The organism is Arenibacter flavimaris (genome assembly GCF_030291335.1).
Classification (GTDB): domain Bacteria; phylum Bacteroidota; class Bacteroidia; order Flavobacteriales; family Flavobacteriaceae; genus Arenibacter.
In genome coordinates this window covers 59,081-85,157 of record NZ_JASWIM010000022.1, presented here as the reverse complement: position 1 = coordinate 85,157, position 26,077 = coordinate 59,081, and the positions used below count along the sequence as shown (strand labels likewise).

Annotated in this window: 17 protein-coding genes; 3 read left to right on the top strand and 14 right to left on the bottom strand. The window is 41.8% G+C overall.

Features of this window, described 5'->3' with window-relative positions:
• Positions 1-11: 11 nt before the first annotated feature.
• The 14 genes from QSE00_RS16235 to QSE00_RS16170 all read right to left on the bottom strand — a co-directional run bounded on the left by QSE00_RS16235 (position 12) and on the right by QSE00_RS16170 (position 20,373).
• Entirely contained in the window at positions 12-794 is a 783-nt protein-coding gene (locus tag QSE00_RS16235) for an L-fucose dehydrogenase (RefSeq protein WP_286106760.1), read from the bottom strand.
• Positions 795-804: 10 nt separating this feature from the next.
• The gene (locus tag QSE00_RS16230; protein WP_286106759.1) at positions 805-3,189 is read right to left on the bottom strand and encodes an alpha-L-fucosidase; all 2,385 of its coding nucleotides are present in this window, start codon (positions 3,187-3,189) and stop codon (positions 805-807) included.
• A gap of 7 nt (positions 3,190-3,196) precedes the next feature.
• On the bottom strand, positions 3,197-4,756 hold the full coding sequence (locus tag QSE00_RS16225; protein WP_286106757.1) for a sulfatase: 1,560 nt from the start codon (positions 4,754-4,756) through the stop codon (positions 3,197-3,199).
• 27 nt (positions 4,757-4,783) lie between these two features.
• Complete coding sequence (locus QSE00_RS16220) at positions 4,784-6,124, bottom strand: alpha-L-fucosidase (RefSeq protein WP_286106756.1); 1,341 nt, start codon at positions 6,122-6,124, stop codon at positions 4,784-4,786.
• A gap of 23 nt (positions 6,125-6,147) precedes the next feature.
• Complete coding sequence (locus tag QSE00_RS16215; protein ID WP_286106755.1) at positions 6,148-7,542, bottom strand: sialate O-acetylesterase; 1,395 nt, start codon at positions 7,540-7,542, stop codon at positions 6,148-6,150.
• Between the two features lie 21 nt (positions 7,543-7,563).
• Positions 7,564-9,717, bottom strand: a complete 2,154-nt coding sequence (locus QSE00_RS16210; protein WP_286106754.1) for a glycoside hydrolase family 31 protein — start codon at positions 9,715-9,717, stop codon at positions 7,564-7,566.
• Between the two features lie 228 nt (positions 9,718-9,945).
• A complete protein-coding gene (locus tag QSE00_RS16205) occupies positions 9,946-10,806 on the bottom strand; it encodes a fumarylacetoacetate hydrolase family protein (RefSeq protein ID WP_110354910.1) in 861 nt (286 codons plus the stop codon).
• Between the two features lie 90 nt (positions 10,807-10,896).
• Positions 10,897-12,480, bottom strand: coding sequence for a sulfatase family protein (locus tag QSE00_RS16200; protein WP_286106753.1), 1,584 nt, complete (start codon positions 12,478-12,480; stop codon positions 10,897-10,899).
• 12 nt (positions 12,481-12,492) lie between these two features.
• Complete coding sequence (locus tag QSE00_RS16195) at positions 12,493-12,996, bottom strand: PDZ domain-containing protein (RefSeq protein ID WP_286106752.1); 504 nt, start codon at positions 12,994-12,996, stop codon at positions 12,493-12,495.
• Positions 12,971-14,845 carry a right-handed parallel beta-helix repeat-containing protein gene (locus QSE00_RS16190; RefSeq protein ID WP_286106751.1) on the bottom strand — a complete coding sequence of 625 codons (1,875 nt, stop codon included), beginning with the start codon at positions 14,843-14,845 and terminating at the stop codon, positions 12,971-12,973. Before QSE00_RS16190 ends, QSE00_RS16195 begins: the two co-directional genes overlap by 26 nt.
• Positions 14,846-14,876: 31 nt before the next feature.
• Complete coding sequence (locus QSE00_RS16185) at positions 14,877-17,120, bottom strand: alpha-L-fucosidase (protein WP_286106750.1); 2,244 nt, start codon at positions 17,118-17,120, stop codon at positions 14,877-14,879.
• A gap of 135 nt (positions 17,121-17,255) precedes the next feature.
• A complete protein-coding gene (locus tag QSE00_RS16180) occupies positions 17,256-18,032 on the bottom strand; it encodes an SDR family NAD(P)-dependent oxidoreductase (protein ID WP_110354906.1) in 777 nt (258 codons plus the stop codon).
• A gap of 45 nt (positions 18,033-18,077) precedes the next feature.
• The gene (locus QSE00_RS16175; RefSeq protein WP_110354905.1) at positions 18,078-19,403 is read right to left on the bottom strand and encodes an L-fuconate dehydratase; all 1,326 of its coding nucleotides are present in this window, start codon (positions 19,401-19,403) and stop codon (positions 18,078-18,080) included.
• 103 nt (positions 19,404-19,506) lie between these two features.
• Positions 19,507-20,373, bottom strand: a complete 867-nt coding sequence (locus QSE00_RS16170) for an AraC family transcriptional regulator (protein WP_110354904.1) — start codon at positions 20,371-20,373, stop codon at positions 19,507-19,509.
• Positions 20,374-20,599: 226 nt separating this feature from the next.
• On the opposite strand from QSE00_RS16170, the gene QSE00_RS16165 reads away from it, so the two are divergent.
• The 3 genes from QSE00_RS16165 to QSE00_RS16155 all read left to right on the top strand — a co-directional run bounded on the left by QSE00_RS16165 (position 20,600) and on the right by QSE00_RS16155 (position 26,072).
• Positions 20,600-21,190, top strand: coding sequence for an RNA polymerase sigma factor (locus QSE00_RS16165; RefSeq protein WP_286106749.1), 591 nt, complete (start codon positions 20,600-20,602; stop codon positions 21,188-21,190).
• Positions 21,191-21,290: 100 nt separating this feature from the next.
• Positions 21,291-22,508, top strand: a complete 1,218-nt coding sequence (locus tag QSE00_RS16160; protein WP_286106748.1) for a FecR family protein — start codon at positions 21,291-21,293, stop codon at positions 22,506-22,508.
• 156 nt (positions 22,509-22,664) lie between these two features.
• Entirely contained in the window at positions 22,665-26,072 is a 3,408-nt protein-coding gene (locus tag QSE00_RS16155) for a TonB-dependent receptor (RefSeq protein WP_181422811.1), read from the top strand.
• Positions 26,073-26,077: the final 5 nt, after the last annotated feature.

Genomic DNA, 26,077 nt, shown 5'->3' with positions numbered 1-26,077 from the left:
TATTCACATGTTTATGAAATTGAACGGTCCAAATGGGTATAACCTCCATCTACAAAGAGCAATTGCCCTGTAGTGTGGCTAGATCTATTGGAAAGTAAAAAGGCCACCGTACTGGCAATTTCCTCTGCAGTCGTCATTCTTTGTCCCAACGGAATTTTATCGGTTATGCCCTTTAATTTTTCTTCGGGATTATCAAAAGTCTTTATCCATCTATCGTATAATGGGGTATAGCATTCAGCCACAATAACTGCATTGACTCTTATATTATAGGGCAATAATTCCACTGCCCAATCCCGTGTAATGGCATTGCGCCCTCCATTGGCCGCGGCATAACCCGAGGTACCCCCTTGACCCGTTACCGAAGTCTTGGAACCGATATTAACAATGGCTCCCTGGGTTTTCTTTAGTTCTGGCAACGCATAATGTGCCATTAAATAATAATGGGTAAGATTACGGTTGATGGACCTCAGGAAATCTTCATAATTCCCATTCTCCAGTCCAACCCCATCATTGACTCCTGCATTATTAACGACGCCATCAATCTTACCAAATTTTTCCACTGTACTTTCCACAGCAAGTCTACATTGTTCCGGATCTGTAAGTTCTGCCGTCACAAATGAGGCTTTACCACCACTTCTTTCGATATCGGCAACCACCTCCAACATACTTTTTCTATCCCTACCAATAATGACCGGAATAGCTCCTTCAGCTGCCAATTGAACACTTATTCCCTTACCGATTCCTTTGGAACCTCCGGTTACTAAAATTACTTTATCCTTGAGTTGTAAATCCATTTTCCTTTATTTATAGTTCATTTTCCTCAACAAAATAGGCACTCATATTCCCAATTTGTACTAAACCGTCCGAATCTATAATTTTTATTCGTATTCTACTTAATTTTTCTGTATCAAATTTTTCTATTCTTTTATTGCCAATGCTCTCTCCACTGGCCAAGACGTTCCAACGGCCCTCAGAATAACCTTCAATTTGATACTTTCTTATTCTTTCCCCGTCAGCAATATTTTCCTGAAGTATCACATGGTTTACTTCCATGGGTTCTTTCAATTTTAATTCCAACAGATGCCCTTTCCCATTGGTACTTGCCAAGGGATTGGAAAATCTTCTTTTTATTTCATCTCCCCACTCCTTCAAACGCTGCACATCCGGCTCTGGCAGGAGTCCGTCAGGACCAGGGGTAAGCCCCATTATCAAAGTGGCGTTTCTTCCAACCGATTTATAGTACATATCCATTAAATTTTCCAAAGGAAATATGTGGGCCTCATCCCCAGGCTCCCAAAACCATTCATGACGGCCGTTAAATCCCCTTAAAGGAGCATCTGCCATGGCCGGCACCCAAAACCCGCCCTTGGGATCCCCTTCCTTCAGCAATTGAAAATTGTTGTCCGCTATTTTCTTTTTGGCACTTTCACCTGCTCCTGTAGCCCTATAGGGAAATGTGGACCAATTGGGATAGGCAACCGTGCCCGATTCGGAACCACCCCAGCGGGCCTCCGCCAATTGACCATTGTGGTAGAATAAACAATTTGGTTGATACTGCCTTACAATGGGCAATACGTCCGGGGCACCGTTTTTTGGATGGTCCGCACCCCCATCGAACCAGATTTCGAACAACTCTCCGTAATTGGTACAAATTTCCTTGACCATTCCCTCTACCATCCTGTTATACCATTCCTGGCGATTCTCCTTGAAGTCGCCCTCTCCATTTACTTTGAAGTCGTGCACCCCCAAAAAGGAATTCCACCTGATTCCTAGATATATCCCTGGCTTTATGCCGTATTTTCTACATGATGCAACAAAATCTGCCACTACATCCCCTTTCCCGTCCTTCCAATTCAAGGCTTTAACACTGTAAGGGTTTACTTTGGATTGAAACAATGCAAATCCGGTCTCATGGGTAGCTGTTAAAATGGCAAAATTGGCCCCGGCATCTTTGGCCGCTTTTACCCATTGGTCGGTATCCAATTTTTCAGGATTAAAAATTTGATAGTCTGCTACTGGATCAATCCTATTGTTTCCCTGCCCATATTTTATCCCATCAAACACATGCAGGTCATAATGGAAAACTACGCCCAACTCCGCCTCCTGCCATGCCAACTGTCTCTTGTTGGGGACGGGGAATTCATTTTTGATGATGGGGATAAAAACATTAAAGGATTCATCTCCTTTCTTTACCGCTACAGACAACACAATGGGCTGTCCGTTTTCCTGATATACAAAAGGACGTTCCATTCTATCTGGATTGATGACAGTCCCATCTTCCAATAAAATTTCTTTATTCTTAAGGACAAACTCATTGGCCTTTTCCCACTCGGTACCATTCACCGAAGTCACCAAGCCAATATAATTATGGGCATGAAAAACACCATAAAACCGGCCCCTATTTTTATCATACCAAATAGACATATCCTCGGTGTCCATATAATCTATTACCGGTTTCTCCTGAACCTCAAAAGGGCCATCGGGATGTTCCCCAACTGCAACTGCCTGGTTCCTGATAAATCTCTTTTCGTTGGGCTTATCACCCTTTACTATTAAATAGTACTTGCCATCCACACCCTTATCAATAGCCGGATTAACAGTAAGTGTGGTAATGGGTCCTGAGGGCTCCAGTAAAGGCTTATCCATTCTCCTCCAGGGTCCCTTCAAAGAATTTGATACCGCCACGCCCGTACGCTGGTTGGGACGTAATATTTTCCAATTGGGATGGTTGTAACCTGTTTTGGCGGTTTCCACCAATTCATTATCCGAATAAGCCCTATCACCCATATTGGTCGCTATGTAGTACAAATAATATTTCCCTTCAAAATATTTGATTTTTGGGTTATGCGCCGTAATGGCATCCCAATTCCCATTACCGCTACCACTGAGCACAGTCTCCTTATATTTCCATGGTCCCACCGGGTTTTTACTTGTGGCGTGGGCAATTTCGGAGTGGGTAAGCCACCCTCCAAAACCATATTCTTTTTTCCATCGGGAATAAAATAAATGGTATTTCCCTTCCTTTTCCTTGATTATCGAACCTCCCCAATTGTAGTATGCGTCTGTTTTAAAAATGTTATCCCTGGACACCTGTCCGAAATTATCGTATAGATATAAATCGTCCTCCCTGTTTTGGGCAAAAGCCAAAACAAAACAAAAGCAGCTAAGTACAAACAATCTTAACTTCATATTCCTTTTAGCTTTTGTAAGAATTTAAAATCTCATCGGGATAGGCAATCTGCTCTCCGGTATCCTTTCTATAAGGTATCTGGGCCTCTACTTTCCTTAAATATTCCGATAATATCACGGCCAACTCCCTTGCTTTTTCGGGCTGCTCTTTTATTAGATTCTTGGTTTCCCCTATATCTTCTTTAATATTGAACAACTCCATACTGCCGTCCCTATAATAATAAATAAACTTCCAGTCGCCCACCCGGGTACTACTGGAAGCCCCAATTCCGGGACCAGATCGCCCCCATTCGTTGGGATAATGCCAAAATAAGGGACGGTCACCAATAGCTCCCTTTCCCGAAAGTACTGGGACAAAACTAATGCCGTCTACCTTCTGTACTGATTCATAACTCTTAACCCCTGTCATTTCCATAATGGATGGGTAGAAATCTTCGATTATAACTTGTTGGTCAGTAATGGAATTAGGCACTGTTTTTCCCGGCCATTTTACCAACATAGGTTCTCTAATCCCACCTTCGTGGGCAGAGCCTTTTCCGCTGCTCAAGGGTTTATTATGGGTGTGCTTTTTTCCTCCCCTGGCCCCAGCGCTGAGCCCACCATTGTCCGACATAAAAAGGATTATAGTATTGTCACTAATCTTCTTATCATCCAGGTAATCCATAATATCCCCCAGGCTCTTGTCCATTCCCTCTACCAAGGATGCATATTTAGCTTCGGTGGAATCCAGCCCCTTATCGTAGTATTTTTGAACAAATCTACTATCCGTCATAATGGGGGTATGGACTGCATAATGTGCCATATACAAAAAGAAGGGTTGTTTTTTTTCCAAGGCGGAATCCATGGCCTGTTTTGCCTCTTGGGTAATGGCCTCGGTTAGAAATATATCCTTGCCATGGTATTTCTCCAATCCAGGTACTGCCCAAACTTTCTTTCCTGCTTTCCCATTCCCAAAATTTTCCTTACCTAAATAACTTCCTGGAGCTCCTGCAGCATGTCCGGCTATATTTACAACAAAGCCAAGGTTCAAAGGATCTTCCCCTGGAGTGCCAATAGCTCCCAAATGGGCTTTCCCGGAATGTATGGTAAAGTACCCCGCCTCTTTCAACAATTGAGGCAAGGGAGTGGCATGCACCGCTTTTTCAGTACTGGCAACCGGACTTAACCCATTTACGTTCCACTCTGGAAATTGGAGTACCTTATGGTTGGTTTCCATGGGTTGCAATTTATCTTTATGTAAGGTCCAGTTGGTTACCCTGTGTCTGGCCGCATTCATCCCTGTCATTAGACTAACACGTGTTGGTGAACATACCGCAGTAGCGTAAGCCTGGGTAAATTTCATCCCTTCTCTAGCCAATCGCTCCATATTTGGGGTTTGATAAATATCATTATAAGTCGTTCTTTGACTCCAAAAAGGTACAGATGTATCTTGCCATCCCATGTCATCCACTAAGAATAATACAATATTTGGTGGTTGGGTTTTATTGGCATTAATAGGTTTTGTGGTCTCCTTACATCCCAATATTAGAAGTCCAATGCTTAAAACCCTAAGTAAATGTCTTTTCATCTGTTAAAAATTTTTTCTATTCAAGGCTTAGTTGCTCTCTATTACTGCACCATCTTCGCGATAAAGATCTACCTTACCATCCAACAAAACGGCCAGGACGGTCATGTTTTCATCCAGAACATGTTCCGGCAACTTTATATAGTTAATCCCTGGGTAATGGCTCCAATATACCTTGCCAATAACCTGATGTGATAACTTTGTCCCCTCCCCCACAACATAAATTCGATTGATCCTATTTTTAAGTCCTCGTATAACTACCTCGCCATTCGAATTGCCCTTCACGAACAAATAAAGAATTTTCCCATCTTTGGATAAGGTTGTAGGACCATAAAAATGTTCTTTGGGAATCCCGGAACGCGTACCATAGATAGCCTCCTTATGTTTGTTGGTCCACCGTCCCAAACCTTCCAAAATCGCAACCTGTTCCTCAGGAATACTGCCATCGCCCTTGGGACCTATATCCAGTAACATATTGCCTCCGTTACCTATTACATCGGCAAAAATTCCAATAATCTGGTCTGTAGTTTTATAGTTGTGATCGTTTTTTTGAAAACCCCAGGAATCGTTCATAGTAAGGCATAGTTCCCAAAATTTGTTCTTTGGTCTGGTAATGGGCATCCCTTGTTCCGGAGTGGCGTAATCCCCTTGTTCCCGTAATCTGGAGTTCAAAATGGTATTGGGATTCTTGTCAAAAAGCATTTGTCGCACCTTGGGCACTTCCCATTCCTCCGAATTGTGCTCCCAATCCCCATCAAACCAATAAAGGTCGGGATCGTAATTATGGGACAATTCCTTTAATTGCCCTTGATAATAGTTTAGGAACTTGTTCCATCGTCTTGGTTCTTCGGAAATTTTATATCTAATGGAATCCCTAGTAAAGTGGGTATAGTCATGGTATGACCAATCGGGCAAGGAGTAATAAATGCCCACCTTTATCTTATTGTTTCGGAGTTCGGAAACAAAGGGCGATAACACATCCTTTTTTGCCGCCGAGCTCTTAACGGCGTTAAAATCTCCAAATTTAGTATCCCAAAGGGCAAAGCCTTCGTGATGTTTGGCAGTGATCACCGAATATTTGGCGCCACTGCGTTTAATTAAATCGGCCCAGGCTTTTGGGTCGTATTTTTTGGCGGTGAACCCCTTGGTTTGCTTTAGATAATTTTCATGGGAAATATAACCATTGTAGAACGACCAGGATTCATCGATCCCGTTTACGGAATACAAGCCCCAATGGATAAAGATTCCCAATTTGGCGTCTTTAAACCATTGCATCTTTTGCTCGTTCCGCAGAACGGTATCACCTGCTTGCTCTTGGGCTAAATTTGTCGCGATCGACATTATAAATAAAGTGGTAATAAGTCTCTTCATGTGTAAAAACTAAGTAATTTAAACTATTCCAATTCCCAATTATCCGTTCTAAAAGCCGTAGCTGGCAAGCCCGCTAAATTAAATAGATTGGGCAATGCCCCATTGGTAAAAGCAAATCGGACCGCTGCTGGTTTTTTGACCTTTGAAGAAGACACCTCTACCGTATTACCCCTAATTTTGGCCTTGGCGGGATAAAACACCCCGTCTTCCCCGGCAATAAAAAACTCGCGTAAGTCCTTGCCCTTTTGCATTAAACCCGTTTCGGCATAATCGAAACTGAGGACAATTTTTTTATTTTTAATTTCCTTGGACCTGTACACAGGTCCCGAATATTGCATCCCTTCCTTTCCATAGGTTTTGGCCAATGCCCAAAGTGCCAAACGATACCCTACATCCTGCTTGTTTGTGGGATGTATATTTTCCAAATTACCAATATCATTGGTAACCACCATACCCGTATTGTCCAAATTTTGCATTGTATACAATTGCGCATCCCTTACATGTGCCGCATCCGTATCCATGGGATCATCATATTTATATGGGGCTATCTGCACAAAATAGAAGGGTAGATCTTTGCCCCATTCCTCCCTCCAGGATTCGATCATCAAGGGAAAGGATTTGTAATAGGAAACCGGGTTTACCCTATTGGATTCCCCTTGGTACCAAATACAACCTGCTATTTTGAATTTAGTAATGGGGTGTATCATGGCATTATAGGCCAAGCCCGGCTTACTGGGCCACCAGGCAACTTCATTCAGTTTCTTGGCCGCTTCCTTTAATTGGGCATCTTGGGTAATTAATTCCTTTTTTAACCAAACTTCCACTGGCGTACCACCCCAACTGGAGTTGATAACACCTACAGGGACACTCAAATTTTGATGCAGCTCCCTACCAAAAAAATAAGCTACGGAACTAAATTTCTCCATAGTTCCGGGCGTGCAAACCTCCCATTTACCCCTTAGTTGGTCCTGGGGGTTGTCCGATATTTGCTGCGCTACCTGAAAAAACCGTATTTCTGGGTAATTGGCATTTTTTATTTCTTCTTCCGCATTGTCCAAACCGTGTTTTGGGGTCCATTGCATATTGCTTTGTCCGGAACCCAGCCAAACTTCGCCTATCAGGACATTCCTCAACTCCAATTTCTCGTGGCCTTCCACAATTACACTGTACGTACCTCCGGCCTTAGGTGTAGTCAATTGCAAGGACCAAACCCCTTGGAACGCCTTGGTGGTCACTTTTTCATTGTTCCAAGTACCATAAACCGTAATCTCCTCGCTGGTAGCTGTGGTCCACCCCCAGATAGTAACGTTCGACTTTTGTTGCAGCACCATATTATCCGAAAGAATGGAAGGAAGCCAAATTTCCCCATAGGTATTGGAGACAAAAAGCAAGAGCAATAATCCTAATAGTTTTTTCATATTTCAGTTCTTATATAGATATTATTTGGTTTTAAATTCCCAGGTCACCTTTTTGTTATAGCTATATGGCTTCCCTTTTTCAGGGCTACCTATGGTGCCTACAAGTTTTCCTTTGCGGTCCTTTTTGACCTGTATTTCTACATTGGTAAATTGTCCCTTTTCAAAATCGAAACTTAGTCCGTCATCATCGTAAAGAGTATACTTTCCTTCTTTTGTTCCGTAATGCCGAATAATCAAATCTACTTTCTCGCCCAATTTTGGAGCCTGTCTCCTAACCGGTCGCATAGGAATTATACCCCCATCCCTGACAAACAAGGGAATTTTTTCCAAACCGGGAGCAACTGTAATTACTTCATTTTCACCTACGAAATAACCGTCATAGAAATCGAACCATTTTCCTTTGGGCAGGATTACCTTTCTCTCCTTTTCGCCTTCGAACATGGGGGCCACCAAAATATTGTCGCCCATCATATACTGATCCTTTATTTCACTTTTAATGGCTACTTTATAGGGATTGTCCGTAGAGTCCAATTCCCCTTCGGCTATCTCTTGGTCATAGGAAAATCCGTCTACCAAATTCATGGCCCTAAAAGGTGGTAACCCTTCAAAATGATATTGGGAAAAGGTAGAATAAATATAAGGCAATAACTGCATCCTTAAATTGGCCACATCCCGTACCGCCTCTTCCACTTCGGGAAATGACCATGGCTTGGTACCGTCTGCCCAGGCATTCAGCATGGCCATAGGTGAAAAGCAAACAGATTGCATTCTCCTTAACCACTCCTCGGCCGTCTTGGAAGCTCTTACCTCCGGCGTCCAAAACACTCCAATAAAACTGCTATTTACCAGGGCCGTTATAAAATCCCTGTGGCTGTAATAATCATTGTAAATAACGTAGGGCAAGGAACTTGCCCCGGCGTTGGACGCCCTTACCAAACCGTAGGTTCTCTGATTTCTTTCTTTGAACCATTTGGCCGTCATGTCCTGAATCAACAGTCCGTAAACCTGTCTCATTTGTTCGCCACTATAGCCTGATGGAAACGTAGCTACATCTGGCCAAATCCAAAAATCAAAACCATCCACCTCATCTATTTTATAACCGCTAACCCCTAGGTCCAAATGATTTTGAACAAAGTGTGCCTTCAAAATATCCCGGGTTTCGGGAAGCATCAAATCGGGCACTATACCGTTCCACACCGTATGCGAAGCGGAGAGACCCTTTAATTTCGGATATAGGGAACCTACCGGGGACACATAGGGGTTCAACCATAAATTTGTTCTAATCCCATCCTCCAACAATTCATTAATGAACCTCTTTGGGTCAGGGAATCTTGTACTGTCCCATTCAAATGTACAGGGATAGGCCATACTGTGCCAGCCCGGTTCCACTCCAATAAAATCTAATGGGAAATCGTGATCTTTAAACTCTTGGGCTTCTTGGGCAATATCAGCCTGACTGTAAAGCGTAGGTACCCTCTGGGTAAAACCAAGGCCCCATTTCGGGGGAATATAACCACCTCCGTTATATAAATTATAACGTTGTACGGCCTCCATAGGGGTAGAACCGCCATATACATAGACATCGGTTCCCTTTGCAGGCACCAAAATCTCCACGGCATCGGAATAAGGTTGCGCCTGCCAATGGGGATCAGTGTTCCTGTCCCTCAAAACCGGTTTATCATCGGCCTCCACCCTAACACCCGTTCCGGCGTACACCGTAATATATCTGGCCGCGTCTATCAACACTCCATACCCTTTGGAAGATACATAAAAAGGAACCGGGGCGTGCGTACGGCCATCATCGCGACCACCGTAATGATCCACATGCAATTGCATGATACGGCCTCTCTGGTGTACTGTTTTAAAGTTGAGTCCCAAGCCATAAATTTGCTCTTCCCTGGTCAGCGGAAACTGCAAATAGGTCTTCCCGTCCACTATTTTAGTTTTGATCCTATCTTTTTGAAAAGGAAAATCGGCGGCGGGCAATCTGTTTATAGCCTGTACCATGGGCTCTATATCCGCAGCCCGAAGCAAGCTTATATCCTCCGGATCCCCTATACTGGCTTTCCAAATTCCATTTTCGATCTCGGTCCATTCCAACTTCTGTCCATATGTTGTGGCAACCTTAATAGTAGCCAATAGACACAATATAATTACCTGGAATTTGGATTTCATGTTAGTTTCGTTTTTAAATTAAGTTTCCACTATAGATTTTGTGTGGCGTACAAAACCGATGACCTTTCGATCCCGCTCGAAGGAACACTAAAGGATAAAATATTGTCCGGTACGGCCTGCCTATCCGCAGACAGGCAAAGGCAGGACCTGAACAATTCAAAAATTAAAATATGTGATCGGGATGGACCCGTCCACATATATTAGGGTACATTAAAAATAAGTTTGGTTTTATTTCCCGCTATAGGCCCTTGCAGTTTGCTTGGAACTTCCAAGCCCTTCAATGCCCAATTCTACCACGTCCCCAGCTTTTAAGTATTTAGGGGGGTTGAATCCTAATCCTACTCCAAAAGGAGTCCCAGTTGAAATAATATCCCCTGGCAAAAGGGTCATAAACTGACTGATATAACTCACCACCTCTTGCACATTAAAGATAAAATCGGAAGTTGAACTATCCTGTACGGTTTCCCCATTTAGTTTTAACCACAAATGTAAATTGTTAGGGTCCTTAATTTCCTCTTTGGTGGCAATGAAAGGTCCTACAGGAGCAAAAGTGTCACAACTTTTTCCTTTAACCCATTGTCCTTCACGTTCTATTTGAAAGGCCCTTTCACTGTAGTCGTTGTGCAACACATAACCGGCAACATGATCCAAAGCGTTGGCTTCCGAAACATAGGACGCCTTTTTGCCAATAACTACGGCCAGCTCCACTTCCCAATCCGTTTTTTCACTTCCTTTTGGAATAATCACGTCATCGTTAGGGCCAACCATTGCGGAGGTAGCTTTAAAGAACAATACCGGCTCCTTAGGAACTGCCATTCCGCTTTCTGCTGCGTGTTTGGCATAATTAAGACCCACACATACAATTTTTGATGGTCTCACCAGGGGTGCACCCAAACGTACATCATTAGCCACTTTAGGACAACTACCTTCATTTTTTGCCAACCAATCTTCTAGCTGGGCCAAGCCATCCGTTCCAAAGAAATCCTCGTTATAATCCCTTCCAAAGGCCGATACGTCCAATCGGGTACCATTTTCCAATTGCACTCCCGGCTTTTCCTTTCCTACTTCTCCAAATCTTATTAGTTTCATTTGTCTCTATTTATTGAATTACTATTAATATAATTTTTGCTTATGGTTTTGGGAATAAATATTCAAATTAAGCAATTTCAAATTTTCAAATCAATTATAAAATACCTTCAATTGTTTCCAATCCTTAGTACCATATCCTTCAGGGTCGTTCTTTTGCTTTTCCCCAATCCTACTTCTTCCATTTTCAATATAAGAGACCAATAGTCTGGTCAGGGCACTTTCCACTTCATGAAACTGACCGTAAACATTATTTTCTTCCCGGGGGTCCTTGCTCAGGTCATACAACTGAAATTTGGGGAGGTCGCCTATACCTTCCGAATTAGGTTTGGGATCACTCCATCCACCAGAACCCGGGCAGAAAATCATTTTCCAATTTTCCTTTCTTATGGCAAAACTGCCGTTGATGGAATGATGTACCGTTGCCTCCCTATGATAATCTTTGGACGCTGGATCGGTCAACAGTGGTAAAAAGGAAAAGCTATCCTCACCTTCGTCATCCTCCAATTCAACATTCACTATATCTGCACAGGTAGCCAACAAATCCGTGGTGCATATGGTCTTATCCGATTGGGTATTCGGCTTAATCTTTGCGGGCCATTTTACCATAAAGGGCACACGGTGTCCACCTTCAAAAATATCTGCCTTATGGCCTCTTAAAATTCCATTGGGACTATGCCCCTTGGCCATCATTTCATTAATCTTGGCGGCAGGGGAACAACCATTATCACTGGTAAAGATCACCATGGTATTATCTTCGATCCCTGCTTCCCTTAACACCTCTGTCAATTGTCCCATATAGTCATCGATCATCATCATAAAATCCCCGTATGGATTTAGATTACTTTTTCCCTTCCATTCGTCGGTAGGTAAAATGGGGGTATGGGGCGAAGGCAATGCCAAATACAAAAAGAAAGGAGACTTTTCTTGGGACTTTTCTTTGATATAGCCAAAGGATTTTCTAAAGAAGTTCGGGGTAACATCATCAAAATCAAAATCCCGGGCAGTAGGCCCTTTACGCCACCAACCATACTTATCCTTGCTTTCTGTAACGGTATCAGGGACCATGGTCGGCATACCGTTTTCCACATACACATATGGCGCCATATCCAAGGAACCACAGTGCCCATAAGAATATTTAAAACCAAGGCCTTTTGGTGAATTCTTAACTTCTTTGGAAAAATCTATATTATCAAAATCCTCTGGATTCCAACCTTCACCTGATTCTAAACTAGGATTTTTAAGAGCCCAGTCCCATCCCAGGTGCCATTTGCCAATAAATGCAGTTTCGTAGCCCTCCTTTTTAAGCAAGGAGGCCACGGTAGTTCTGTTTTTAGGAATCAATGCCTTGGAATTTCCGGTAAGGACCGAACTTTTTAATGGACTCCTCCAATTGTACCTTCCGGTAATAATTCCATATCGCGTAGGGGTACAAACAGAGGAAGAGGTATGGGCATCCGTGAATATTATCCCTGCAGATCCCATAGCATCCAGATTGGGTGTTTTTATCTTACTGTCAGGATTATAGATTGCTATATCACCATATCCGAGATCATCCGCCAAAACATAAATAATATTCGGCTGTTTTTCAACATTCGTGGATCTTTTGCCATTAAGGCCATAGATGGTTCCACCAATCAAAACTGCAACAATAAAATACTTATACCAACCCTTCATAATTCCAATCCATTATTTTTTAGTCGTCAATGAAATCTGCCTTTCTTTTTGATTCCTAAATATAGTTAGATTCAATTTCCCTTTCCAATTATTATTTTGGTAAGTTTTCATTAAATCTGCCACCGTATTTATTTCATCGCCTTCGGCGGATATAATAACATCCCCTACCTGAAGCGGGGATTTGCTTATAACAGTCTGCGGTTCTATGGCCAATACAAGGACACCTGCTGTCTTGTTTAGGCCTGAAGCCGACCTCTCGGCCATTGTAGTTACACTTTTAATTTGTGAACCCAACCATTGGACCACTGCGTCCCCTTCACCGCTATCACCAAAAAACATGGTAGGTATTGTAGGGGTTTTGGCCAAGGATTTGAGCTCAATATCGGTAACCCAAAAACTATCCATATCTATGTTTTTAAACCCTATTTCAAAGGCAGGCGATTCCTCTTTAACCGTATAATTCCCCAATTTTGCATCAACAAATAATGCATCACCAAAAATACTGTGTTTGTCCACCCCTTTTTTTTTGGGTTTGTTTCAGGCTTGCCTCATCTGGAAAAAGATTATAATCCACTTCCTTGCCCCAATCCTGTAGTCGTATATCCTTGTGTTCCGTAAATACAATATTATGTTTAAAAACATCCCCACTACTCTTAAACCACACATGTGGGTGGAAACCATTATTAATGGTAATGTTGTTTTCCACGGTGCGATAAAATCCTTCCCTCAATTTAATTCCACCATTTAAACACAGATTGTTGTATATATGGTAATTGGAGGCTCCGTCATCCAAATCTATATCCCAGCCATGATCGCAGCGAAACCTATTATTTCTGATTACGGTAGTGTGAATGGCATCCCAATTGGGCATTTCTGGGTTGGCGGCTACTATTTCATTCAAAGTCTCGCGATTAGGGTGCCAAAACCGGTCCCTGCCCCAAGAATTAAAAGCCCCATGATCTCCAGATTCCAAGACAGTATTAAATACATCATTGTATTCAATTATATGTCCGCCCCAAGTGCCATCGCCAATATTGATTCCCGCTCTGGGAACGTCATATATACTATTGTGACTAACCGTAATATCCATGGCCATGGCAATCTGTACCCCGGCCGTTTGCTTTTCTACCCTTCCTATTCGATATATTAGATTGTTCTCCGCTATGGATTTGCTGGGGTATTTGTTTGATTTTGGCCCGGGAACGGTATCCATTTCCACCATAGGAACAAATTCATCGTATTGGAACGATGGTGATCTCACGGCTTCGGGACTACCTACAAAACTGATACCAGACGCCCCAATGTCATGTATATGGTTGTTGGAAATGGTCACGTCCCTGTTGAAGTTATTAACCAAAATAGCATTCCCCCCCAAATTGGTCAGTTCGCAATTTCCAATTTTCACGTTTTGTGTCCCTTCAAGAATAATGGCCGCCCCTCTATAAATGGTCCAATCGCTTCTCAACAATGGCTCATACTTTTCCATAAAAGTACGCTGGGCATGTTCAAACCTTATTCCGCTTATTTCTATATCCCTAACTGGATTCTCCTCAGAGCCCACTATTTCCAGCAAATGTTTTTGTTGGACCCCTTCTATCAAGACATTCCCAATGTCCGTTCCCTCGGTAGGCCAATAATATAATTTATGATCCCTATCCATGAACCATTCGCCGGGAGCATCCAATTCCTCGAATACATTTTCTACCATACGATACTTGGCGTGCATTTTTGAGGGACGATTATTCTGATTCCCTCCGGACAATATAAGGTCCCCATTTTCATCAATCCCTGTGGAAACATAGTGAAATCCGCCCCACTCCCCACTATGCATAGCATGGACTATAACCCCGAAGTAATTGTCCCAAGTCTTTATCCTCTCTGGGGAAATAGCATCTTCGGCATGTCCTTGCCAATGCCCGCCATTCTCATCGTAATTGGGGTAACGCGCCAATATTTGCTTATGCCCGTTAACAAACAGCTGATCAAAATCATCCTCTTTCTGTAATTGTGCCACCCAAATATGGTCATTAAACTTTTCCCATTGAGGGTTGAGCAATTTGGACCCCTTAACCACAGACTTCCCAACGCCTTCCCCAATAATATTCAACGGGCCAATTTCTGGTGATATTCTAATGGGCGCGCTTATTCTATATTCCCCTTCCATTAGATGAAGGGTCAGGGTATTTTTGTTTCCCTCTTTGCGAAGTTTGTCCACAGCATTTATCCCTTCATTGATAGTGCCAAATACCAGCTCTCCATTTTTATAAATCTCCCTATTGGCAGTTATATAAATGTCAGAGACCGATGGTGAACAACCAATTAAGGATAGGGCAAATACAAAATAATATAAGGCCTTTTGTTTCATTATATTTTAGTAAGAAATCATATCCTAAATATTAATCCAATAAAAAATCCAATTCTGCAATAGCCGCAGTTCTGCCATTTCCTGCAATCACTTTCGTTTCAATGCCGATATATCTTGATTTAATTTTGGCCTTGAACATATGGGTTCTGGCAGTGGGATCGTTTATTAAGTTCCCAAACTGGAAGTCCTCCACATTTTCCCAAGCTTTTCCATCTTCGCTTATCCTAACAACACCCTTTTCTATCATCCCTTCTGAAGAGGAAGTTTGTGGGGTATAGGTAAATCCACTCATGTCATATACTTTTCCAAGGTCTATATTGATGTAGTGCGATCCAGATTTTTCAACCGAACTCCAGTAGGTTTCAGAATCGCCATCGAAAGCATTCAAGGCGGCATGTTCCCCTTTAACACTATCCACTCCTGCAGGTTTCCAATCCTTTTTTACCATTCCGAAAAGCTGTGAAGCAACACTACCCAATTGCCCATTGACCTCGGCTACTGCCTTCACCTCTCCCGACGGTATTTCAAAAGCTTCCTTATAAATTGTAGATTCGGCCGTGGGCTCCCCACCGTTAGTAGTATAACGAATTTTATAACCAGAATTGATGTTTCCCGCTATATCTTCCCCGTGTGGTTTCCATCCAAAAGTGTCCTTTTTGGGCGATATGGTTACCACTCCCTCCAAAGATCTTACAATACTGAGCTGGGGTGGCCTTGCCTTGTAATAATGGGCGGATACGCTCGCTATAGCAGGATAAAAGCGCGAATCCAAGATTCTAATTCGCAATTTTTGGGTAGCAACTTCCGGGAATCGCAATATGCGTTTATAACCAATATTGGTAGCTGTGGCAATTTCTTTCCAGGCATTGTCCACCCAAGCATCCAAGGCATGCTTTTCAACCCTTTCCCCATGGGAAGCTACAGCTTCCTGAATAACCAATCTGTTTATAGTGATTGGTGCATTGTTTTCAATTATGATCTCTTGAGGTCCTTTGCCCAACAATTCAAAACTGTTTAAGTTTTCATCCAAAATAGCTTTAGGTCCGTTGGCGCTGGACAACAAATTGACACTGTAGGTTTCATTGATCCGTTGGCCGACCTCTTCCAATACGGCAACATCCCTTGGAGAGAATTTCCCTTCCCTATTCGGGGGAATGTTCAGCAAAAAGGTAGAGTTACCACCCACCGATCTTTCATATATATCGAACACATCATCCGTACTTCGGACTTTCTGGTCCGTGTCATCCCTATAGAACCATCCTTCGCGGATAGAGGTATTGGTTTCCGCCTGTTGGTAATGTAGATATTTCCCCTTATAAAGATCTTCCCTACTTCCTAAGGATTCCTCTGTCAAATCTGCAAAACTGTTCATTTGATGGGGGTTTTCCAGATAGGGAATCACATTCCATTCCGTATCCCTGGTTTTACCAGATTCATTGCCGCACCAACGAATATCCTCTTTCCCAAAAATAACCGCCTTAGGGGCCAAGGTCCTTATCAATTCTTTCCATGCCAAATAGTTGTAGGTCTGGCCTCCTTTTCTTTTAGGGTGGGCACCATCAAACCAAACTTCATGGATGGGTCCGTACTCGGTAAGCAATTCAAAGAGCTGGTTTAAAAAATATTCATTATAGTCGTCCACTTTAAAGGTGAATGTAGTCTTGTTTTCAAATGGCCTACCTTCCACCTGTCTCGGAATGGTTCTATCCGTGTACTCGCTTAAATTTCCATATAGGCCATCCTTGCTTTCTATTTGGAACAGATCGGCCGGAGATAAATATACCCCCAGTTTAAGACCGTATTTTTTACAGGATTCGGACAATTCCTTGAGGACGTCCCCTTTGCCCTCCCTAAAGGGCGAAGACATTAGCCCGTGATCGGTATAGCGGCTTTGCCATAAAACAAAACCATCGTGGTGCTTGGCGGTAAAAATCACCATTTTCATCCCGGCAGCCTTCATAGCCTTACACCATTGGTCCGTATCCAAATTCCGTAAGTCGAATATTTTAGGATCTTCCTTTCCATTACCCCACTCCATACGGGTAAAGGTATTTGGGCCAAAATGGATGAAAGCGATAAACTCGTTTTGCAGAGCCTCATACTGATTGGCTGTAGGCACCACATGGGCCGCCTTGAGCAAAATGGAATCCTTACTGTCCGTATCTTTTACTTCAATGGTGTTGGACACCGGCATCACCAAGGCATTTGGCTCCGATTTCTGGGTACAAGCGGCCAAAAGAGATATTATGGCTAGGTATTGAACTATTTTATTCATTAAGAATTGATGTTTGAATATATTTCCGAATATTCCCGGAGCAGGTGTTACTGGTTTTATAAAATGGAACTAAAACATCCATTTGATATTTAGTTCCATTTTTAAATTGGTCCAAAAACAGGTTTTCAGAATAACCTATCCATTTAATTTTATATACCCTCCATCTATAGGAAAATCGGTTCCCGTTATAAAGGAAGCCTCGTCCGAGCAGAGATAAACTGCCAAGTTAGCCACCTCTTCAGGTTTGCCCATCCTTCCAATAGGTTGGGATTTGGATAATTTTTCAAACATTTCCGCTTCCTTACCTGGGTAGTTCTTCTTTATAAATCCGTCTACAAACGGCGTATGGATTCGTGCCGGAGAAATGCTATTACAGCGAATGCCCAGATCCAAATAATCCTTGGCCACGGAATAGGTCATGGTTAGCACTGCTCCTTTGGACATGGAGTAAGCAAATCTATCCGAGATACCAACCGTGGAGGCAATGGAAGCCATATTTAAAATGACCCCTCCTTTCTCCTTCATCTTGGAGATAACGGCATGCATACAATTATAAACCCCTTTGATGTTTACATTATATATGCGATCCATATCCTCTACTGCGGTTCCCTCCAAATTTCCCACATGGGCTATCCCCGCATTGTTCACCAAAATATTAATATAACTCTGGGCGCCAATAGCGGATATAATTTCGGCTACCTGGGCATTATTGGAAACATCGCAAGCGTGAAACTTGGCCTTACCGCCCTTAGCTTCTATTTCCCCAACTACACGTTCTCCGTTTTCCACATTAAATTCCAGGATGTGCACATGCGCTCCCTGGCCGGCAAAGGCTTTGGATATAGCTTCACCAATACCACTGGCACCACCGGTAACAATGGCTGTTTTATTTTCTAGACTAAAAAGTGACATATTTTCTTAAGGTTATTTATCTCGGTTACTATTCTATTTTGTTCCCTATTGTTTGGCCTTTGCCCCATCCTTCCAAATTACACCTTCCGGAAAACTATAATCCTCCAAAGATTGTTCTTTCATAGTGATGCTATAGCCCGACATTGACGGGGGCATATAGGCCCCATTATTTATTACCACAGGGTCATAAAAATGTTCGTGCAAATGATCCACATATTCTATTATTCGGTTTTCCAAAGAACCGCTTATAGCAATATAATCTATCATGGACAGATGTTGCACATATTCGCAGAGTCCTACTCCCCCTGCATGGGGACAAACAGGAATATTGAACTTTGCCGCCATTAAAAGAATGGCCAAAATTTCATTTACCCCACCTACCCTGCAGCTATCTATCTGACAGATACCAATGGCATCGGCCTGCATTAATTGTTTAAATACAACCCTATTCTGACAGTGTTCCCCTGTTGCCACTTTTATAGGATAAACGGCTTTTGCTATTTTCGCATGGCCCAAAATATCGTCAGGACTAGTTGGCTCCTCGATCCACCATGGATCAAACTTTTTTAGCTCAGCCATATTGGCAATTGCCTCGTCCACATCCCATTTCTGGTTGGCGTCCATCATCAATTTTAGGTCGGTACCGATCTCTTCACGGATTATGGATGCGCGCCGCATATCATCCTTTAAATCTGATCCTACCTTTATTTTCATATGCTTAAATCCAGAAGCCTTTGCTTCCTTGCAAAGTCTCCTCATTTTGTCATCCGAATAACCAAGCCAACCGGCAGAGGTGGTATATGCAGGATATCCATCCTTTAAAAGTTTATCAATACGCTCCTGCTTGGAAGAAGCTTTGGCCTTCAAAAGTTCCAGAGCTTCTGCAGGTGTAATGGCGTCCGTAATGTAAGTAAAATCTATGCAGGAAACCAATTCCTCCGGTGTCATATCGGCCAGCAATTTCCACAATGGTTTCTTTTCTACCTTGGCATAAAGATCCCAAACGGCATTTACCACAGCACCCGTTGCCAAATGAATAACACCTTTTTCAGGACCCAGCCAACGCAATTGACTGTCCCCGGTGATCATCTTCCAAAACGCCCCCATATTTGCAGTAAAACTCTCCAAAGATTTTCCTTTTACCAAAGGCGCCAATGAATGGATGGCCGCAGCACACAATTCATTGCCCCTACCAATGGTAAAGGTTAATCCATGGCCCTCCAGTCCGTCTGGATGATCGGTCTTCAGTATTACATAAGCTGCGGAATAGTCCGGATCCGGATTCATGGCATCTGATCCGTCCAGTGATTTGCTGGTAGGAAATCGGACATCTTTAACCAGAACATCCGTTATAATAATTTTGCTGTTCATTATGTGAAATATTAATCAAGACAAAACTAATTCCAAACCACATCCATAGCAACCACAAGAAGTACCAATTTCAATACTTTTTTTGCCAACATTACTATTTTTGTCAATTTTGAGTATGAAGTTTAATATAATCGGAGGGAGACATCCCAGTTATGGACTTAAAATGTCGGTTAAAATTTGAAATATTGTTAAAGCCGGATTCATAGCACACCGGCGTAATGTTATTTTTGTTCTCTATCAATAATTTACAGGCATACCCAATTCGTATCTCATTTAAATAACGGGTAAACGTCTTTCTGTGGATACGTTTAAAAAACCTGCTAAAGGCAGAAGGGTTCATTTTGGCTATCTCTGCTACATCCTTGGACCCTATGGGCTGATTGAAATTTTTAAAGACAAACTCATAAATTTCATCCAAGCCTTTGTTATCCGTCTTGTTAAAGGAATTCAAAAATCCCGGGCTTGACAATAATTGATACTCCTCATGATTAGCCAATTTGTACAGTATTTCAATTAGCTTTATTGTCTTATCAAAAGGTTCGTGGTTTTGAAGTTTCTCAATTTTTTCAATAAGTTTAGAATCAATATTGGAAAATTTAATTCCTTGGCTAGCCCTTTTGATCAATTGCAGTATTGGTTTCATTTCTATGGCATTTAGAAAATCCAACCCTAAAAAATCTTCCTTAAAGTGTATGGCAATGGCCTCGGAAATCAGGCCCGAATCAGCCTCAAAGTAAATCTCGTCATTGAGCCACATATGGGGTAAATTTTTACCTATCAAAACGAGGTCGCCTTGGGAGAATTTCTCAATTCCATCACCAATAAAACGGGTCCCTGTACTTTGTGCAATGTATACCAATTCCAATTCCGGGTGGTAATGCCAAATTTTTAAAAAATGGGAATACCTATTATGTGTAACTGTAAAGGAGCTGTTCTGTAAACTGGACCTATTAAGAAGGTGTAATTTCATAAAAAGATAAATAACAAAAGGCTTGATTGAGATTTTAAATATACATCTTTTTTTATACGGACAAAAAATTGGCAAAAAAAGTATTGCTAAATGTTGATTTTATAGTTGAAATGAAAGAAATTTCCACTTAATTTCGAACGTTACCCTTTAAGTACCATTTAAATCTTTATGGAATAGAACCCTAAAGTATTTTATTAGAGCCCAAATCCTTTAACTTTTTTTCAAAATGGCAGGACAACCCTTAGACCAATTGATTGCTTCCTTGATAAAAGGTAACAGGACAGCATTTAAGACCATATTTGATCTGTATGAAAAACGGTTGTACCATTACATACATTCCATTACAAAGTCGGATTATGCCTCCGAGGAAATTCTACAAGAAGTATTTATTAAAATTTGGACAAAAAAGGAAACCATTGATGTAAGATATTCTTTTGATGCCTTTCTATTTACTATTGCTAAAAATTCGGCTTACAACTACTTAAGAAGTATTGCCTCCCAGGAATCCTTAAAAAAGGAATACTGGAAAAACATTAGCTCATTAAACGAAGAAACCGAAAATAGTATTCTCCTTGCCGAATATGAGGATTTGGTAAACGATATCCTAGAAAATATTCCCACTCAAAAACGCAGCATTTTCATTTTGTCCAAACAACAGGGAAAAAGCAATGAGGAAATAGCGGAACTTTTGGGAATTACGCAAAAAACAGTAAAAAACCATCTCTGGAAAACACTACAAATTATCAGGGCGGAATTAAAACCGTATCTGGCTGATACCATTTGTTTTTTTACAACAATCTTACTTTTTACGTCTTAATTTATCTATTTCGTAAAAAAATGGTTCTTAATTTGGGACTTTTGCATTATTGAAGTGTATTACTTATATAGCCCATAATATTGCTATTAAAATAATGTAGATGCAGAACGAGAACAAAATGGACAAGCTCTTCCAGAAATTGGTAGACAATACCATTTCCGAAAAGGAATTGGATTGTTTAATGGAGCTTATTAATAGTTCCGATCCGGATGAAGTTAAGAATGGGCTTTTAGCCAGACATTGGAATAGTGCAAAAGAAGGTAATCTGCCCATTAGGAAAAGAATAAAAGGTGATTCCGAAGTTTTATTGCAGAATATTCTAAATAAAATAGAGGACATTGAAAAGAAAAAAAAAGTTAAGCCATTTTTTGCACACACGAATATTGGATTTTGGTCTGGTATGGCAGCGACATTCTTATTGCTCATGGGCATCTACTTTTATAACCAAAATTCTGTAGGCACAACTACAGTACCCATCCCACCACTTATTATTGAAAACAACCCAAAGTCCAACTCAATTACTTTACAATTGGACAATGGTACGGTTGAAACCATTTCGGAGAACGGGGAACGGAAAATTACCAGTACCAACGGAAATTTAGTTGCTTCGCAGCAGGGGAACACTTTGCAATATACCGGAGCTGAAGCTCATGACAAACTGGTTTACAACACTCTTAATATACCGCATGGAAGACAATTCGATCTTGTTCTTTCCGACGGCACCAAAGTAAAATTGAATTCTGGAAGCTCCATTAAATATCCCGTGCGCTTCCTTAAAGGAGAGGATAGAAAAGTCTATTTAAAAGGAGAAGCATACTTTGACGTTACCACAGATGAGACCCGCCCTTTTATTGTAAATGCGGACGAAATGAACATTAGGGTATTGGGTACACAGTTCAACCTTTCCTACTATCCTGAAGATGAGGACATCAGCACCGTATTGGTAGAAGGGGCCGTAGTCCTTTACAAGGAAGGGGCAGACATAAATACAAACACTTCATCCCAGCTGGTTCCTGGGCAAAGGGCTGCTTGGAATAAGACTAGTAATACCATGACCATTAACGAGGTGGATACCAACATTTATACCGCTTGGAAAGACGGGTATCTTTTATTCAAGGCCTCTCCCTTTTCCAACATTAAATCAAAACTGGAACGTCATTTCAACATTACCATAGAAGATAGAAGCGGTCGATTGAAAAATCAAATATACACGGCCACTTTTCGAAATGAGACCATTATGGAAATCTTGGAAGCCTTCAAGGAAGACATTCCCTTTGAATTTATACAGGAAGGTTCAAAAATAACAATACTCGACTAATATTAACCTAAAGAAGATGCCAATGAAAATTAACTGAAAACATGAGCACTAAACGTATCACTTTTACAAAAAAACCGGAAAATGTTGGCGCATTCCCCGGCATAAGAAAGTGATATAAACAAACGAAATGTTTAATCACCAAACCTTTACAAAAGTATGAAAAAATTAAATTTAGTAGGGCCTTTCCGTTCGGATTGGCTTAGCAAACATCATTTAAAGATGAAACTAACGACCTTATTACTAATAGTTTCTCTCTTTAAAATTCAGGCCAACACATACGGACAGAGCACAAAAATCACATTAAACCTAAAAAACGTAAGCGTTCAACAGGTTTTTGAAGAAATAGAATCACTTTCAGATTTTAGGTTTCTGTACAACCATGAAAAGGTTAATTTAAAGAGAATTGTTTCCGTAAATGTAAAAAAGGAACCCATTTCAAATATTTTGGACAGGATATTTAAAGCTACCGATATCTATTTCACTGTTAAGAATAAGCAGATTATCTTAAAAACGGGCAAGCTGGAAACAACCATTCCCGACGCAAATAATAGCATTGACCAAAATACTATAAGTGGGACCATTTCGGATACCGAAGGCACCCCCTTACCTGGAGCGAACATTGTGGAAAAAGGAACCACCAATGGGGTTACTGCCGATTTTGACGGTAATTTCACCCTTGATGTAGCCAATGAAAATGCTACACTGGTTATAAGCTATATTGGATTCGCTTCCAAGGAAGTAGCTCTTAACGGACAAACCACTATTGCCGTTAGTTTGGAAGAAAGTGCCGCAGGATTGGACGAAGTGGTATTGATCGGTTATGGTACGCAAAAGAAAAGTGACCTTACCGGTGCTGTAGGTTCTATTAAATCGGAAGAATTGGCAGAAAGACCGGCGGCTTCTTTAAACCAGGCCATGGCCGGAAAGGTAGCAGGAGTGAACATAACTTCCGGCTCTGGACGACCAGGGGGTAGAACCGTTGTACGAATCCGTGGTAATACCTCGGTAAGTATCGCCAATACACCACTCTATGTAATAGATGGTGTAATCCTGAATGCCGCCAGCTTACCCAATGGGAGTACCCCCATAGATTACCTGAACCCCAATGACATCCAATCCATCGAGGTATTAAAAGATGCTTCTGCCACAGCCATTTATGGTGCCAGAGGTGCCAATGGCGTAATTCTTGTATCCACAAAAAAAGGCACTACTTCTGGTGAAACACGTCTTAATTATGATGTGGATTTCAGCATAGGAACTTTACCTAAAAAACTTGATCTCTTAAATTCTGAAGAGTTTCTTCGCGTTGAGGAAATCGCTTATGCCAATGCTGAAAAATTTGATCCGGATGGATGGGCAGGTGGTAGATATACCGATCCTAGATTAAAAAGAACCGATCCTAGACTTTTTGACACCAATGGCAACCCACTTTACGACACCGATTGGCAAGATGAAGCTATTAGGGACGCTATTACCCAAAATCACCAACTTTCCTTTACCGGTGGTAACCAAAAATCCAATTTCGGATTGTTTATGGGCTTCAGGGATGAAGAGGGATTAATTGTAGAATCATGGTTGAAGCGCTATTCAGGTAGATTTACTTTGGATACCGAGGTTACCGACTGGCTAAAAGTTGGAGGTAGCCTGAGCTATAACGACCAAAACGAAAAGCAGGTAGACCAACTTGGGGGCGGTGGTATCACCACCATGCGCCAAGTATACGAAGCCTTGCCTATAATACCAGTACGTTATGAGGATGGCAGCTGGGGATCCAATATACATTATCCGGGTATGGAAGGTGGTGGCAGCCCTGTGGCGGTTGCACACGATCGCCGGTATTTCCTTAAAACCCAAACTGTTCTAGGTAATTTTTACGGCAATATCGAGTTTAATGAAAACCTTCAATTAAGGACTACCCTAGGTACCAATATCATTAACCAAAGGAACGATTATTACGGAGGTAAGGACTTAAGATATATAGCCATGCCCGATGGTGCTGCAAGTGTCACAAACGCACGGTACAATTCTTGGCAATTTGAAAATTACTTGACCTATAACAAGGATTTTGATAGCAATAATTCGCTAACGGCCATGGTAGGGCTTTCTTGGCAACATATAGACCAGTTTAGTGCAACAGCATCGACCAGAGGATTTGCCGATGACTTTTACGGCTTCAACAACCTGGGTGCAGGCTCCAACCCACAGACACCCACCTCGGAAAAAATCGCTTACGGACTCAACTCTTACTTTGGGCGTGTCAACTATAATTACATGAACAAATATTTGTTGACCCTTACGGGAAGAGCAGACGGATCCTCTAAATTTGGACCGGAAAATCAATTTGCCTTTTTCCCATCGGCAGCATTGGCATGGCGGGTTTCTGAAGAAGATTTCCTCAGAGAGAATGGAACCATTTCCAATCTAAAAATTAGAGCCAGTTACGGTGCAACAGGTAACTCTGAACTACCTGCCTACCGAGCATTGGCAGGCCTATCCAACGGCACTGTAATCTTTGATGATGCCCTTGCCTCTTACACTGTAGCGGGCCGTATGGCCAACCCCGATCTAAAATGGGAAAGAACGGAACAGGTAGATGCGGGTATTGAATTGGGCCTTTTAAACAACCGTATAGGCTTAGAGATCGATCTGTATAGAAAGTTGACCACGGATATGCTCCTCAATGCCCCTATTCCATCTTCCAGTGGTTTCAGCAATGTATTTAGAAACGTTGGTAGTTTGGAAAACAAGGGTGTTGAAATTAATTTGAACACGATAAATGTAGACAATGAAATTTTTGGCTGGAGCAGCAACTTCAATATTTCAATTAACAAAAATGAAGTAAAAGCACTATCGGGAGGTTCCGATATTTTCTTAGGGTCTACGTTGATCCGTGTTGGTGAACCTGTAGGTACTTTCTTCGGTTATATTGATGAAGGCACATGGAATACCGATGAGGCAGCCCAGGCCGCCATCTACGATAGATTACCTGGAGATATCAAATACCGTGACCTAAACAACGATGGCGCCATCAATAGCGATGACCGGGCCATCATAGGAAAAGGTATTGCCGACGGTTTCGGAACCTTTTCAAATACCTTCAGATATGGCAATTTTGAGCTACTGGTAGACTTACAGTTTCAATATGGCAACAGTATAATGTACCGTGACGAGCACTCGGCGGAAGACCGTCAGACAATTGCCAATAGCTTTAAGACCGTTCTTAATGCCTGGACTCCGGACAATCAAGATACCGACATTGCCCAGATTAGACCAATTGCTGCTGGTTATGATACCAATAACGATTCAGGAAAATTAAAGGATGCCTCATTTTTAAGAGGAAGAAATTTAATGTTATCCTACGTATTCAAACCAGAATTGGTAGAGCGCTTACACTTGAATCGTCTCAGGATATATACCTCGGTACAGAACTTTTTTGTATCCACCAAATATCCAGGGTATGACCCTGAAAGTTCCAATGGAAGTCAAGCTTTCGACCAAGGATTCTCCCTTTACGATTATCCGAGGCCCCGAACCTTTATGTTAGGATTAAATGTTGGACTATAACCATA

Excerpts from the sequence above, each read along its gene's own strand:
- QSE00_RS16235 (WP_286106760.1), bottom strand. The coding sequence starts at position 794 with ATGGATTTACAACTCAAGGATAAAGTAATTTTAGTAACCGGAGGTTCC.
- QSE00_RS16230 (WP_286106759.1), bottom strand. The coding sequence starts at position 3,189 with ATGAAGTTAAGATTGTTTGTACTTAGCTGCTTTTGTTTTGTTTTGGCT.
- QSE00_RS16225 (WP_286106757.1), bottom strand. The coding sequence starts at position 4,756 with ATGAAAAGACATTTACTTAGGGTTTTAAGCATTGGACTTCTAATATTG.
- QSE00_RS16220 (WP_286106756.1), bottom strand. The coding sequence starts at position 6,124 with ATGAAGAGACTTATTACCACTTTATTTATAATGTCGATCGCGACAAAT.
- QSE00_RS16215 (WP_286106755.1), bottom strand. The coding sequence starts at position 7,542 with ATGAAAAAACTATTAGGATTATTGCTCTTGCTTTTTGTCTCCAATACC.
- QSE00_RS16210 (WP_286106754.1), bottom strand. The coding sequence starts at position 9,717 with ATGAAATCCAAATTCCAGGTAATTATATTGTGTCTATTGGCTACTATT.
- QSE00_RS16205 (WP_110354910.1), bottom strand. The coding sequence starts at position 10,806 with ATGAAACTAATAAGATTTGGAGAAGTAGGAAAGGAAAAGCCGGGAGTG.
- QSE00_RS16200 (WP_286106753.1), bottom strand. The coding sequence starts at position 12,480 with ATGAAGGGTTGGTATAAGTATTTTATTGTTGCAGTTTTGATTGGTGGA.
- QSE00_RS16190 (WP_286106751.1), bottom strand. The coding sequence starts at position 14,845 with ATGAAACAAAAGGCCTTATATTATTTTGTATTTGCCCTATCCTTAATT.
- QSE00_RS16185 (WP_286106750.1), bottom strand. The coding sequence starts at position 17,120 with ATGAATAAAATAGTTCAATACCTAGCCATAATATCTCTTTTGGCCGCT.
- QSE00_RS16180 (WP_110354906.1), bottom strand. The coding sequence starts at position 18,032 with ATGTCACTTTTTAGTCTAGAAAATAAAACAGCCATTGTTACCGGTGGT.
- QSE00_RS16175 (WP_110354905.1), bottom strand. The coding sequence starts at position 19,403 with ATGAACAGCAAAATTATTATAACGGATGTTCTGGTTAAAGATGTCCGA.
- QSE00_RS16170 (WP_110354904.1), bottom strand. The coding sequence starts at position 20,373 with ATGAAATTACACCTTCTTAATAGGTCCAGTTTACAGAACAGCTCCTTT.
- QSE00_RS16165 (WP_286106749.1), top strand. The coding sequence starts at position 20,600 with ATGGCAGGACAACCCTTAGACCAATTGATTGCTTCCTTGATAAAAGGT.
- QSE00_RS16160 (WP_286106748.1), top strand. The coding sequence starts at position 21,291 with ATGCAGAACGAGAACAAAATGGACAAGCTCTTCCAGAAATTGGTAGAC.
- QSE00_RS16155 (WP_181422811.1), top strand. The coding sequence starts at position 22,665 with ATGAAAAAATTAAATTTAGTAGGGCCTTTCCGTTCGGATTGGCTTAGC.